Here is a 14,894-nt window from a genome sequence, read left to right on the forward strand (position 1 = left end):
ATCACTCCTAAATAACTAAATTAGTTCTATTTAAAAAATCTTGCATAGTTAATTACTAATACCAAAAATTATGCATTAATTATACTTGAAATCTAATTATGAAATTCACTTATTTACCTAAACAGAAATCTGCAAAGATTCGATCAATAATATCTTCACCTAATGTATCACCAGTTATCTTGCCTAATTCTTCTAAAGTTGTCTTTAAATCAATAGTAACAAAATCTGCCGGTAGTCCCTGTTTTACTGTCTCTTTTACATTTAATATACTATCATAGGCTGCCTCTAAAGCTTCTTTGTGTCGTAAATTAGTTATTAAAGTTTGCTCATTAGCCTTAACCTCACCAGCAAAGACCATTTCAGAAATCAAATCTTCTAATTCTGAAATACCAATTCCTTCTACAGCTGAAGTTTCGACTACTTGTACATTTTCAAATTTCTTCTTTAACTCACCTAAATTTAAATTAGATTCTAAATCAGTCTTATTAACAACTACTACAGTCTCTTTCTCATCTACTAAATTAATTATTCTTCTATCTTCTTCTGTAATTCCACGATGTGCATCTAATACTAACAACACAAGGTCAGCCTGTTTTAAGAACTTTTCTGACCTTTCAACACCTATCTTTTCTACCTCATCCTCTGTCTCTCTAATTCCCGCGGTATCCATTATCTTTAGTGGAATACCATCAATATTAATTACTTCTTCTATTACATCTCTTGTAGTACCAGGAACATCAGTAACAATTGCCCGATTTTCTCTTAATAATGCATTTAATAAGCTAGACTTACCAACATTAGGCTTACCAATAATAGCAGTCCTAATCCCTTCTTTAATAATTCTTCCTCGTTTACTAGTAGCTAATAATCCCTCTATTTGCTCTATAATCTCCTCTACTCTACTATCTATTTCATCAGAATTAAAGTCTTCAATTTCATCTTCAGGAAAGTCAATAGAAGCCTCTAAATGAGCTAATAAACCTAATAATTTATGTTTGATTTCTTCAATTTGACTTGATAAACCACCTTCTAATTGGTCCATAGCTGCTTCTAAACCAGCTTCTGTCTTAGAATTAATCACATCCATAACAGCTTCTGCTTGTGAAAGATCTATTCTCCCATTTAAAAAGGCTCTTTTTGTAAATTCTCCTGGCTCAGCTAATCTAGCTCCATTCTTTAATACTAAATCTAAAATCTTCTGTAATGGAATACTACCTCCATGACAATCAATCTCAACTACATCTTCTTTTGTATATGTCTTCGTAGCTTTCATTACTAAACATATCACTTCATCAATTATCTGTTCATCTTTAGGGTTAATAATATGTCCATAATGAGCAGTATATGTATCAACTTCATTCAAATCTTTATCTGTTTGCCCATAACCTTTAAATATCTTATTAATAGTAGAAATAGCCTCAGGTCCACTGACTCTAACTATTCCAATTCCTCCTTCACCAATAGCAGTAGATATTGCTGCAATAGTATCTTTAAAATACAATTTTATCACCTCTTAACTATAAATTACCCTAAGTATTCAATTAGAATTCAGCACTTAAACTTTTAAAACCCAGTAGAAAATCTACTGGGTTTTATTAATCAAATTATTGAGCTACAATGATAACCTTTCGATATGGGTCTTGTCCTTCACTATGAGTACGTACTTTAGGATCGTCCTGTAACGTACTATGAATAATCCTTCTTTCATGAGGAGGCATAGGTTCTAAAACAACCTTTTTTCCTTTATTCTTAGCTTTACTAGCTAGCCGTAAAGCTAAATCCTGTAAAGTTTCCTTTCTACGTTCTCTATAGCCTTCAGCATCAATAATCACTCTTAAATGGTCATCATCATCATATTTATTAATAGCTAAATTAGCTAAATATTGTAATGCATCTAAAGTCTTACCTCTACGACCAATTACAATTCCCAGATTAGGTCCAGTTAAATTGATTACTACTTGTTCTGAATTAGATTCACTTTCCAATTCTTCAACTGTAATGCCTAAATTCATCTTATCAATTAATTCATTCATAAAATTAAGTGCTTTCTTATGTTTATCTTCTTTCTTTTTAACTCTTATTTTGGCATCCTTACCACCAATTATTCCTAAAAAACCTTTATTACCTTCTTCTAAAACCTCTACTTCTACCTTCTCTCTAGTAGTCGATAACTTTTGAAGTGCTTCTTCTAAAGCAACATCGACAGTCTTTCCTTCCGTAACAATCTCATTCATCTTAATTCGATTCCCCCTTTATTGTCGCCGGTTCTTGGTATAAAAAGTACTGTTGAACTACCATTACTAAATTTGAAGTGAACCAATATACTAAAACACCAGCCGGTAAGCGGAAACCAATTACTACGATTAATAACGGCATAAATAACATCATCTTATTATTTGCAGCGGCATTACCCGACATACGTTGTTGCATTTGTGTCTGTCCAAGCATGATCAAACCAGTTAAAATTACTAAGATAATATCCGGCTGTGCTAAATCACTAATCCATAAAAAACTTGTTCCCTTTAAAGGCTCAAAGCTTTGTAAAACCCTGAATAAAGCTATTAATATAGGCATCTGAACTAAAAGGGGTAAACATCCAGCTGCTGGATTAACTTTATTTTCTACATACAATTCTTGCATCTTTTTTTGAAATTCTTGTGGTTCATCTTCGTACTTCTTCTTAAGTTCTTCCATTTTAGGTTGTAATTCTTGCATCTTTTTCATTGACCGAGTCTGTTTAGCAACTAAAGGAAAGAGAATAATTCTAACAGCCAATGTTAACAAAAAGATTGATAATCCATAACTGTTAGTGAATCCATAAAAAAAGTTCAATGCATTAATCATTAAATCTCCTATCCAACCAAATAATTGTCCAAAAATTCCTACCGAAACTAAGTTCAACAAATTTGCAACCTCCTATTAGATCTTTATTTTAATTTATTCTACAGGGTCATACCCTCCAGGATGAAAAGGATGACAACATAAAATTCTTTTAATAGCCATCAATCCTCCATGTAAACTCCCGTACTTTCTTATAGCTTCTAAAGCATAATTAGAACATGTCGGATAAAACCTACATTTCCCTGGTTTTAATGGTGAAATAAACTTTTGATACACCCTGATTAATACCAATAGTAATCTATTTAACATATTTAAAACCGCCTTATCCAAACTTTAAATTCATTAACTTTTATAATTACTTTAACACTTTAGCTTTTTTAAAGATTCTTAGCATAGCATTACTAATTTCTTGGTAAGATGCTTGGTCAATTCCCCTTCTTGCAATAATAATTAAATCTACATTATCAATTAGTCTATATTTATTCTTACGATAAACCTCTTTAAAAGTCCTTTTAATTCTATTTCTAGTAACTGCTTTGCCAATCTTCTTACTTACAGAAAAACCAATACGTCTCTGGTCCTGATCTTTCCTTAAATAATATAAAACAACTAAACGATTTGCTATAGATTTACCATTGTTATACACTTTTTTAAATTGATAGTTCTTAGTTAACATTTCAAACTTAGGCAGTGATTCATCTTTTTGTACCATACTAAAACTTCCCCTCTAAAGTGTATAAATATTAAATACTGTTAATTATATTTATTTATCAAAATTAATCTAGAAGATTCTACTATATAAATTATAGATTATAAATCACCTTTATGTCAAGATATATTAAAAATTGATCTGCCTTACTTATCCAAAGAAAGTTGTGGATTTCTAATAAATTGTGGGTAAAATGAATGTTTTCTGTGAAATAAATGTTGATAATCTGTGAATAATTTGTTATTATTATTATATCGAAAATAAACCAAAATTAAGCTTAAGGAACTAATAGAATGGGATTATAACTTATACACAGGTTGTTAGTAAGTCTGTGGATAAGTTATACATTTTATATTTTTTTGCTTTATTCTCTTTGTTATCCACATTATTAGGTATAATACTAAAATTTTGTTGATAATATAAACTGTTACATATATTTTTTTGTCTTTTTTAGACTATTATACTATTTATTGGGTAATATAGTAATTAAGCACTTAATTATTTATCCACGCTTTTGTGAGTATTTCTGTGGATAACTTTTAAATTTTTTAGGAGGTCAAAATTAATGAAGAATGAAGATTTAGCTCACATTTGGCAAAAAGCTTTAGAAATATTTCAATCTAAATTAAGTAAACCTAGTTTTCAAACTTGGCTTAAATCTACTAAATTAATCGCTATTGAAGAAAATAATATATTAGTTGAAGTACCTAATGAATTCTCTAAAGATTGGTTAGAAACAAGATATGATAACTTAATTAAGGAAACTATTAATCAACTAATTAATAGAAATTTAGACGTTAAATTTGTAATACCAGAACCTCAAAAAGAAGAATCTAACAATAAAATAAATGATAAAAAAGAAAAGAAAATAAAAGAAAAAGAATCACAAAATAAAAAGAATACTTCATTCTTAAATCCTAAATATACTTTTGATACATTTGTTATTGGCAGCAGTAATCGTTTTGCTCATGCAGCATCTTTAGCCGTAGCTGAAGCTCCAGCTAAAGCATATAATCCTTTATTTATTTATGGTGATGTTGGATTAGGCAAAACTCATTTAATGCATGCTATTGGCCATTATATTCTTAAGCATGACTCTAGCTTAAAAGTTGTTTATGTTACTTCAGAAAAGTTCACCAACGAACTCATTAATTCAATTAGAGATGATAAAACGGTTAAATTTAGAAATAAATATAGAAATATTGACATTCTATTAGTTGACGATATTCAATTTCTAGCTGGTAAAGAAAGAACTCAAGAGGAATTTTTTCATACCTTCAATGCTTTACATGAGGCTAGTAAACAGATAATAATCTCTAGTGACCGCCCTCCAAAAGAGATACCTACTTTAGAAGAGAGGTTACGATCACGATTTGAGTGGGGACTAATTACTGATATCCAAGAACCTGACCTAGAAACTAGAATAGCTATCTTACGTAAAAAAGCTACTTTGGAAGATCTTGAAGTACCTAATGAAGTAATAGTCTATATTGCTAATCAGATTCATTCCAATATTAGAGAATTAGAAGGGGCTCTCATTAGAGTAGTTGCTTATTCTTCTTTAACTAATAAGAATATAACTGTTGAGTTAGCTCAAGAAGCATTAAAAGATATCATTCCTACATCAGAACCAAAGGAAATAAATATGGAATTAATTCAAAAAGTAGTTACTGAATATTACAATTTAGAAATGAAAGATATGAAATCTAAAAAAAGAACTCGTGCTATAGCTTTTCCTAGACAGATAGCTATGTATATTTCAAGAGAATTAACAGATGCCTCTTTACCTAAAATTGGAGAAAATTTTGGAGGAAGAGACCATACTACTGTATTACATGCTTACGATAAAATAAGCACTAAAATTGAAGAAGAAATTGATTTCAAAAAAACAGTAGAAAGTCTAATAAATAAAATAAAAAAGTAAGTCTCAAATCTGTTCATAACATTGCTAACAAGTTGTTTATTAATTGTGTATAACTTTAAGGGTTACTTATATCTGTTTATATGTGTATAACTAGGTCTAGGTTAATAACACTTTATTAACATGTGGATAACCTTGTAGGGCATGGGATTTATCCACTTTTCCACATATCCACAGCTACTACTACTATTACTACTATTTTTTATAATTATATAGACATAATATAATAGTTACTAATATGTTGATAAACTAAATTTCAAGGAGGTCTTTACATGCAAATTAAGGTTAATAAAAAAGAGCTTTATGAAGGAATTCAAATTGTAAGTAAAGCAGTTTCCTCAAAAAGCACACTACCTATATTATCTGGAATATTAATAAAAACTGTAAATGATAAATTAAAATTAGTTGGAACTGACTTAGAAATAGGAATAGAATGTAATGTAAATGCTAAAATTATAAGTAATGGTAGTACTGTATTACCAGCAAATTATCTAACAAGTATTATTAGAGAACTTCCTAATCAAGAATTAGAATTAAAAGTTAATGAAGAGAATAATGCTAAAATAATTTGCGATCTATCGGAATTTAAAATTAATGGTTTTCCAGCTGATGAATTTCCATTATTACCAGAAATAGAATCTGGAACTGAATATTTATTAAAACAAAAGAACCTTAAAACAATGATTGATAGAATAAAATTTGCCACTTCTAATGATGAAAGTAGACCATTCTTAACAGGTGGTTTATTATTAGTAGAAGACCAATTACTAAAAATGGTTGCTACTGATTCATATCGCTTATCATATACAGAATTAAACTTGGATAAAGAATTATCAGATAATAAAGTTATTATTCCTAGTAAAACTTTAGATGAATTAAGTAAATTATTAAGTTCAGAAGAAGAAAAAGAAGTGCAAATTTTAACAACAGATAATCAAATGTTATTCGATTTTTCTGGTATAACAATTATATCTCGCTTAATTGAAGGAAATTTTCCTAATTATAATCAGGTTATTCCTAATAATTTTTCTACTCAAGTAACAGTAAAAAGAAAAGATTTATTAAATGCAACTAAAAGAGCTTCATTATTTGTAAAGGATAATTCAAATATTATTAGAACAAAATTTGAAGATAGTCGTTTAATAATTGAGTCAACTTCTTCAAAAGTTGGTGAATCATATGAGGAGTTAGAAATTGAACAACAAGGAGATAATACTGAAATAGCATTCAATGCTAATTACTTAATGGATGTTTTAAAAGTAATTGATAGTGAAGAGGTATTATTAGAGCTATCAGGTAAATTAAGTCCTGGTGTTATTAAAGAAATGAAGAGTGATGAATATATCTATGTTATTATGCCTGTTAGATCTGCATAAAGGAGTGGTAAAATGAAAAATATAGCTATAAAAACAGATACAATTAATCTAGATCAATTTTTAAAGTGGGCTAATCTTACTTCTACCGGTGGAGAAGCCAAATTAATTATAAAAGAAGGAAAAGTGATGGTTAATGGTGAAATAGAAGAAAGGAGAAGTGCTACTCTATATCCTGGAGATGTAATTGAAATTAAAGGAAATAAATATAAAGTAACCAGTAGTTAGGTGGTAAGGAGTGAAAAAATAACTTGTATCTTGCCAACCTTTTTTTAAAGAACTTTAGAAATTATCATACTTTGAAATTAGAATTAAATAAAAATCTTAATATATTTATAGGAAATAATGCTCAAGGGAAGACTAACATTTTAGAGGCTATATATTTATTAAGTACAGGTAATTCTCATCGAACTAATATTGTTTCTGAAATGACTAACTGGCAGAAAGATAAATTTTATATTCAAAGTAAACTTCATAAAAAAGATCAAAAATTTAAAATAGAGGTTTTGGTCGAAGGAAGAAAAAAGGATATCAAAATTAATTCTAATAATTTAAAAAGAATTAGTGACCTTTTAGGATATCTAAACGTTGTTATTTTTTCACCAGAGGATTTAGAATTAGTTAAAGGTAGCCCTAGTAAAAGAAGAAAGTTTATTAATTTAGAAATTTCACAGATCAATTCATATTATCATCATAATTTACAAGAATATAATCAGGTGCTGAAGCAACGCAATAACCTATTAAAAGAAATTAGAGAAAGAAATAGTTCTAAGGATATGTTAGCAGTTTGGAATCAACAGTTAATAGAGTTAGGTAGTAAAGTGATTATTAAGAGACTAAAAACTTTAGAAAAATTAAGTATTTTAGCTCGATTAATGCACCGTAAAATTACTAATGGTTTAGAGACATTAGAATTAATTTATGATTCATCTTTAAATTTAGATGATAAAGATTATGACTTAGAAAAGATTAAAGACCAATTTGATTATAAATTAAATAATAATCAACAGAAAGAGATTAATCGCGGAGTTACTTGTTATGGGCCACATCGTGATGATATTATACTTAAAGTTAATGATATAGAGATTAGAAAGTTTGGCTCACAAGGTCAACAAAGGACTGCAGCATTAGCTTTAAAGTTAGCAGAGTTAGAATTTATGAAGTCAGAAATAGGAGAGTACCCTATTTTATTGTTGGATGATGTTTTTTCTGAATTAGATAATAGAAGACAGAAACATCTTTTAAAAGTAATTATGAATAAGATTCAAACATTTATAACTAGCACTAAAATAGATAAATTAGATAAATTAAAAGCTAATAAGAATATTTATAAAGTTACAGAAGGTAAGGTGGTGAGGGTCTCAGATAATGGTTAAAGATATTAATCACGTTTTAAAAGAGACTCTAAAAAAGTTAGACTTAGATAAAAAGATTAAAGAAAGAAAAGCTTTAATCATCTGGCAAGAAGTTATCGGTGATAAGTTAAAGAAACATACTAAAGCTAATTACATAAATCGAGGAATACTATTTATACTTGTGAATAGTTCTACTTGGGCTCATCAACTTTTATTTTTAAAATCAGAATTAATATCTAGATTGAATAATAGATTAGGTGAAGAAGTTGTTAAAGATATAAGATTTAAATTAGGTACTATAGAAGATAAAGAAGAAGAATTAATATCTAATGAAGAGTTTGACTTAAGTGAAATAGAGTTAACATCTGATGAACTTAAAGAAATTGATAGTAGTATAAAGAGTATTGGGGATTCGGATTTAAGTGAAAAGATTCATTCGATAATGGTGAAAGATAAGAAGATGGAGAAATGGAAGTTGAAGAATGGTTGGAAAAGGTGTAAATATTGTTCAACATTGCATCCTGATGATACAGATGGATGTATGGTCTGTCAATTAAAGAGTGGTAAACAACTTGATAAATTAGAAAGATTATTATTAGAAAGCCCCTGGTTAACTTATGAAGAAGTTAACGAAATTTATCCTGAACTTCTGGTTTCAGATTATAATAGAATCAAAAAAGAATTGATCGATAAATTCTGGGGAGAGATTGAAGATGGAATTACTGATGTAGTTAGGAGACAGAAGCCTAAATTGAATCAGAAGTTTAAAGTTTTGATTCAATATTACGTAATGTTAAAGGAAAAAATTCATCCTAAACAATTAAATAGAGATATAATCGAAGAAGTAATTGGTAGTAACTACATTAAGATTTATGATAAGTTATAGGGAGGCTATAGATTATGTTATTACATTTAGGGAATGATTATATGATTCCTACCAAGGATGTAGTAATGATTGCTGATATTGAATCTACTGATTCAGAAGATACTGATGATTTTTTACAGATTGCTAAAGAAGAAGGATTTGTTAAGGATTTTTCAAAAGGCAAACCTAAATCATTTGTAATAACGAATGAAACTATTTATTATTCAAATATATCTTCTAAAACATTAAGAAAGAGAATGAATTTTGTAAATCGTTTAAACCGTGATCACTAGTGTCACGGTTTTAATCAGTTTATGAAAGGCGACTAAATGGAGGTTATAGCTATGACAAAAGAGGAATTTAATCATTCTGAATATGATGCTGACCAGATTCAAGTGCTAGAGGGGTTAGAAGCAGTTCGCAAAAGACCAGGTATGTATATAGGAAGTACTGGTCCTAAAGGATTACATCATTTAGTTTATGAGGTAGTAGATAATAGTATAGATGAAGCTCTTGTTGGTTATTGTAAAAATATAGAAGTAACTGTCGAACCTGGTAATGTAGTTACAATTACAGATGATGGGCGAGGTATTCCAATTTCTCCTCACCCTAAATTAGAAAAAACAGCTGTTGAGATAGTAATGACCGTTTTACACGCTGGTGGGAAATTTGATAGTGAAGGATATAAAGTTTCTGGTGGATTACATGGAGTAGGGGTTTCAGTAGTGAATGCCTTGTCAAAATGGCTGGAAGTAGAAGTAAAAAGAAATAATAAGTTATATCATCAACGATACGAAAGAGGAATTCCTACTAAAGAATTGACAGAGATAGGTGAAAGCAATAATAGTGGAACGAAGATTAGATTTAAACCTGACCCAGAGATATTTGATATTGTTGAATTTAAGTATAGTACTTTAATTAAGAGATTAAGAGAATTAGCATATTTAAATAAAGGAATTAAGATTGAATTAAAAGATGAAAGAACAGATGAAGAAAAGCACGATATATTTCAATATGAAGGTGGAATCATTTCATTTGTTAAAAATTTAAATGAAAAGAAAGACCCAATCCATGAAGAGGTTATTTATTTTGAAGAAGAGATTGAAGACAATCATATAGAGATAGCAATACAATATAATGAAAGTTATGTAGATAGTATCTTTACATTTGCAAATAATATCAATACTCATGAAGGTGGAACTCATTTAAGTGGATTTAAAAGTGCTCTAACAAGAACAGTAAATGATTATGCAAGAAGAAAGAATCATCTAAAAGAAGATGACCCTAATCTATCTGGAGATGATATTAGAGAAGGAATAGTAGCTATCGTTAATGTTAAGTTGACTGATCCACAATTTGAAGGACAGACTAAGACTAAATTAGGAAATAGTGAGATGCGAGGAATAGTTGATTCAATGGTTTCTGAAAATCTAAATAATTTTTTAGAACAGAATCCCAAAATAGGTTCTATCGTTGTTCAGAAAGCTATTAAAGCTGCTCAAGCTAGAAAAGCTGCTAAAAAAGCAAGAGAGTTAACTAGAAGAAAGAATGCTTTAACCAGTACAGCACTACCAGGAAAGTTAGCTGATTGCTCTTCAAGAGATCCTGAAGAGTCAGAAATTTATATAGTAGAGGGTGATTCTGCTGGAGGGTCAGCAAAGCAAGGGAGAGATAGAGAATTTCAAGCTATTTTGCCTTTAAAGGGTAAAATATTAAATGTAGAAAAGGCTCGCTTAAATAGAATTCTAAACAATAATGAAATTCGTGCTTTAATTACTGCTTTAGGAACAGGAATTGCTGATGAGTTTGATATCAGTAAGGCTAGATATAAGAAAGTTATTATTATGACAGATGCTGATGTAGATGGGGCACATATAAGAACTTTGCTCTTAACTTTCTTTTATCGTTATATGCGGCCACTTTTAGAAGCAGGTAATATATATATAGCTCAACCACCACTTTATAAAGTGAGTAGAGGCAGAAAAGAATATTATATCTATAATGATCGGAAATTAGATGAATTATTAAATGATATTGGTAGAAAAGGAATCTCGATGCAAAGATATAAGGGACTAGGAGAAATGAACCCTGGACAGTTATGGAAGACTACTATGGATCCAGAAAATAGAACGCTTTTAAAGGTACAGATAGAAGATGCAGTAATGGCAGATGAAGTCTTTACAACTTTAATGGGAGATAAAGTAGCACCGCGGAGAGAATTTATTCAACAACATGCTAAAGAGGCTAGGAATATAGATATTTAAGTTTCAATGTTAAGTATAAATAGGGGGAAGAATTATGCCAGAATTAGAACAGAAGCAAGTTAAACTTGTAGATATTGAAAATGAGATGAAAGATGCCTATATAGATTATGCTATGAGTGTAATTGTAGGTCGGGCATTACCTGATGTTAGAGATGGCTTAAAACCAGTTCATCGTCGAATCTTATATGCAATGTATGATTTAGGAATAACACCTGACAAGTCTCATAAGAAATCAGCAAGAATAGTAGGTGAAGTACTAGGTAAATACCATCCACATGGAGACACTGCTGTCTATGATACGATGGTAAGAATGGCTCAAGATTTTTCCTATAGATATATGTTAGTCGATGGTCACGGTAACTTTGGGTCAGTTGATGGTGATTCAGCAGCTGCAATGCGATATACAGAGGCTAGAATGTCTAATATTGCTACTGAGTTACTATCAGATATAAAGAAGGATACTGTAGATTTTCAACCTAATTTTGATGATACGCTTGAAGAACCGGAAGTATTGCCAGCTAAGCTACCAAACCTTTTAATTAATGGTTCCTCCGGGATAGCTGTTGGAATGTCAACGAATATTCCACCACATAATTTATCAGAAGTGGTTGATGGGTTAATTGCTATGATGGAAGATCCAGATATTGAGATTATAGATCTGATGAAGATTATTAAAGGTCCTGATTTTCCAACTGGCGGTTTAATTATGGGTAGAAAGGCAATTAAAAAAGCATTTGAAACCGGAAGAGGAAAGTTAACAGTCCGAGCTAGAACTGAAATTGAAGAGATGAATAATAATAAGTCTCGAATTATTGTTCATGAGTTGCCGTATCAAGTAAATAAAGCTAAGTTAGTTGAACAGATAGCAGATTTAGTTAAAGATGAGAAAGTAACTGGTATTTCTGATTTGCGAGATGAATCAGACCGTAATGGCATGCGAATAGTTATTGAATTAAAGCAAGGAGTTAATCCTAAAATAACTTTAAATAAATTATTTAAACATACGCGTTTACAGAATACTTTTGGTATTATTATGTTAGCGTTAGTTGATGGTGAACCGAAAGTATTAAATCTAAAAGAAGTTTTAGAGCATTATCTTGAACATCAAAAAGAAGTAGTTACTAGAAGAACTCAGTATGATCTTAATAAAGCAGCTGCAAGAGCACATATTCTAGAAGGTTTAGAGATTGCGTTAGATAATATAGACAAAATAATTAAGATTGTACGTGGATCTGATAATGCAGATATAGCTAAAGATAGATTAATGTCTGAGTTTGAATTGACTGAAAAGCAAGCTAAGGCTATACTAAGTATGAGGTTACAAAGGTTAACGGGTTTAGAGAGAGTTAAGATACAAGATGAATATAAAGAATTAGTTAAAAAAATAAAGTACTATGAATCAATTTTAGCTAGTGATGAAAAATTATTAGAAATTATAAAAGAAGAAATATTAGAATTAAAAGAAGAATATAAAGATGAAAGAAGGACAGATATAGTAGACCAAGAGATTGATATAGATATGGAAGATTTAATTAAAGAAGAAGAGATAGTGATTACTCTAACTAATCAAGGGTATATTAAGCGAATTCCATTAGATACATATAGAAGTCAACATCGTGGTGGTAAAGGAATAATTGGTGTTAATACCAATAAGGAAGACTTTGTAGAAAATTTATATACAACATCAACTCATAATTATCTATTATTCTTTACTAATCAAGGACGTGTATATAGACTAAAAGGGTATCAGATTCCGGAAGCTAGCCGTCAGGCTAAAGGTACAGCTATTGTTAATTTACTAGAGATAGCTCCAGATGAAAAAATCACAGCTGTTATTCCAATAAAAGAGTTTAAAAAAGACAAATACCTAATGATGGCGACTAAACAAGGAATAATTAAGAAGACAGACCTAGAAGCATTTGATACTAACTATACTGGATTAATAGCAATTGACTTAAAAGAAGATGACGAATTAATTAGTGTTAAACCGACTGTAGGAGAAGAAGAGATTATTTTAGGTACAGAGATGGGATTAGCTATTAGGTTTAGTGAATCGGAAGTTAGGAGCATGGGGAGAACAGCTAGAGGAGTAAAAGGTATTGACTTAGCACCGGAAGACCAAGTAATTGGAATGGACATCATTAGAGAGGGTGCTCAATTATTAGTTATTACTGATCAGGGCTATGGTAAACGTACATCACTGAATAAGTATCGACCGCAAAGTAGGGCTGGAAAAGGTTTAATTACTCTTAAACGAACAGAAAAGAATGGAAAGCTAATAGCTCTAAGAGTAGTTGAAGAAGATGATGAAATAATGTTAATTTCAGAAGATGGTATTTTAATTAGAATTTCAGTTGCAGGAATTTCATCTACAGGTCGTAATACACAAGGTGTTAGAGTAATGACTCTATCTGAAGGAGACCAAGTGGTTTCTTTAGGTTATATAAATAATAAAGCTAATGATGAAGAAGAAAATGTCGATGAAGAAAATAAAGAAGAGAACAAAGATAGTATAGAAGTTAAAGAATAACCAACAGAAAAAGAGTCAGTATAAATATAAAAAATGAAATATATTGACTCTTTCTCAATATAATATGAATATAAAACTTAAACTTAGAACAAAATAGTAATAAGTTGATATAATTGCTGTACATAGATGTTTTTTATTCTTGACAGATTGATAATAATATGTTAGAATATTTCTTGTCGCTTAAACAATTGACAGTTGACGATTGACTATTGACAATTTTAAATTCAAAAGATTAAAGATAATTGTTAAAGGTTGTTGTCACTTATAAATTGTTAGCGTGAGTGAGAGAAAAAACATTTTGAATTTTTTCTTGACACTTTTCGGAGAATTTGTTACACTATTTCTTGTCGCTTAAAACAATTGACAGTTGACAATTAACAATTTTAAATTCAAACATTTAAAGATAGTTGTCAAAGGTTATTGTTAATTATAAATTGTTAGCGTGAGCGAGAGAAAAAACATTTTAAATTTTCTCTTGACAAGTTCCGAAAGTTTTGTTACACTATTAATTGTCGCTTAAACAATTGGCAATTGACAATTGACAATTTTAAATTCAAAAGATTAAAGATAGTTGTCAAAGGTTGTTGTTAATTATAAGTTGTTAGCGTGAGTGAGAGAAAAAACATTTTAAATTTTCTCTTGACACTTTTCTAAAGATTTGTTACACTATTTCTTGTCGCTTGAAGAAATGCGACAGATTATAACTTGTCTAGCAAAATTATTTTTAAGTTTTTCTTGACAAGCTTTCGATGACATGATAGAATGATAAATGTCGCTGAAAAAGTGACAGCAAAATTTAAAGTTCATTTTAACAAGTCAAATCATTAAATCTTCATTTATATATTGATGATTTTGATTAACAAAAAAGTTGGTCTTTGAAAACTAAACATTGTCTGTACACATGAACGTCAATGCAAATGAGTAATCTTAAGAGTCAGTTAAACTCGCGATTAAATCTGCTTTGCAGATTAATCATATATTTTATTTGGAGAGTTTGATCCTGGCTCAGGACGAACGCTGGCGGCGTGCTTAACAC

Annotated in this window: 13 protein-coding genes; 8 read left to right on the plus strand and 5 right to left on the minus strand. The window is 29.8% G+C overall.

Features of this window, described 5'->3' with window-relative positions; all coding sequences use genetic code 11:
- Window positions 1-109 precede the first annotated feature (109 nt).
- From mnmE to rnpA, 5 genes are all read right to left on the minus strand, one after another.
- Window positions 110-1,501, minus strand: coding sequence for a tRNA uridine-5-carboxymethylaminomethyl(34) synthesis GTPase MnmE (mnmE, locus tag BM077_RS06500; RefSeq protein ID WP_176941653.1), 1,392 nt, complete (start codon window positions 1,499-1,501; stop codon window positions 110-112).
- A 103-nt stretch (window positions 1,502-1,604) separates the two neighbouring features.
- Window positions 1,605-2,234: an RNA-binding cell elongation regulator Jag/EloR gene (gene jag / locus BM077_RS06505; protein WP_089748860.1), complete on the minus strand. Its 630-nt coding sequence runs from the start codon at window positions 2,232-2,234 to the stop codon at window positions 1,605-1,607.
- A gap of 1 nt (window position 2,235) precedes the next feature.
- Entirely contained in the window at window positions 2,236-2,904 is a 669-nt protein-coding gene (locus tag BM077_RS06510) for a YidC/Oxa1 family membrane protein insertase (RefSeq protein ID WP_255361581.1), read from the minus strand.
- Between the two features lie 33 nt (window positions 2,905-2,937).
- Window positions 2,938-3,150, minus strand: coding sequence for a membrane protein insertion efficiency factor YidD (gene yidD / locus BM077_RS06515; RefSeq protein ID WP_089748859.1), 213 nt, complete (start codon window positions 3,148-3,150; stop codon window positions 2,938-2,940).
- Window positions 3,151-3,196: 46 nt separating this feature from the next.
- Complete coding sequence (gene rnpA / locus BM077_RS06520; protein WP_089748858.1) at window positions 3,197-3,553, minus strand: ribonuclease P protein component; 357 nt, start codon at window positions 3,551-3,553, stop codon at window positions 3,197-3,199.
- Between the two features lie 562 nt (window positions 3,554-4,115).
- Here rnpA and dnaA point away from each other — a divergent pair.
- The 8 genes from dnaA (at window position 4,116) to gyrA (ending at window position 13,858) form a co-directional block, all read left to right on the plus strand.
- Window positions 4,116-5,474: a chromosomal replication initiator protein DnaA gene (gene dnaA / locus BM077_RS06525; protein WP_089748857.1), complete on the plus strand. Its 1,359-nt coding sequence runs from the start codon at window positions 4,116-4,118 to the stop codon at window positions 5,472-5,474.
- 269 nt (window positions 5,475-5,743) lie between these two features.
- Window positions 5,744-6,847, plus strand: a complete 1,104-nt coding sequence (gene dnaN, locus BM077_RS06530) for a DNA polymerase III subunit beta (RefSeq protein WP_089748856.1) — start codon at window positions 5,744-5,746, stop codon at window positions 6,845-6,847.
- Window positions 6,848-6,859: 12 nt separating this feature from the next.
- On the plus strand, window positions 6,860-7,072 hold the full coding sequence (locus tag BM077_RS06535; RefSeq protein ID WP_089748855.1) for an RNA-binding S4 domain-containing protein: 213 nt from the start codon (window positions 6,860-6,862) through the stop codon (window positions 7,070-7,072).
- A gap of 23 nt (window positions 7,073-7,095) precedes the next feature.
- On the plus strand, window positions 7,096-8,220 hold the full coding sequence (recF, locus tag BM077_RS06540) for a DNA replication/repair protein RecF (RefSeq protein WP_089748854.1): 1,125 nt from the start codon (window positions 7,096-7,098) through the stop codon (window positions 8,218-8,220).
- A complete protein-coding gene (locus tag BM077_RS06545; protein WP_089748853.1) occupies window positions 8,213-9,085 on the plus strand; it encodes a DciA family protein in 873 nt (290 codons plus the stop codon). The genes recF and BM077_RS06545 overlap by 8 nt, the downstream gene beginning before the upstream one ends.
- A 14-nt stretch (window positions 9,086-9,099) precedes the next feature.
- A complete protein-coding gene (gene remB / locus BM077_RS06550) occupies window positions 9,100-9,357 on the plus strand; it encodes an extracellular matrix regulator RemB (RefSeq protein WP_089748852.1) in 258 nt (85 codons plus the stop codon).
- A 51-nt stretch (window positions 9,358-9,408) separates the two neighbouring features.
- The gene (gene gyrB / locus BM077_RS06555) at window positions 9,409-11,328 is read left to right on the plus strand and encodes a DNA topoisomerase (ATP-hydrolyzing) subunit B (protein WP_090003480.1); all 1,920 of its coding nucleotides are present in this window, start codon (window positions 9,409-9,411) and stop codon (window positions 11,326-11,328) included.
- A 34-nt stretch (window positions 11,329-11,362) separates the two neighbouring features.
- A complete protein-coding gene (gene gyrA, locus BM077_RS06560) occupies window positions 11,363-13,858 on the plus strand; it encodes a DNA gyrase subunit A (RefSeq protein WP_089748850.1) in 2,496 nt (831 codons plus the stop codon).
- Window positions 13,859-14,894 lie beyond the last annotated feature (1,036 nt).

Source organism: Candidatus Frackibacter sp. WG13, assembly GCF_900114655.1.
Lineage (GTDB): Bacteria > Bacillota > Halanaerobiia > Halobacteroidales > Acetohalobiaceae > Frackibacter.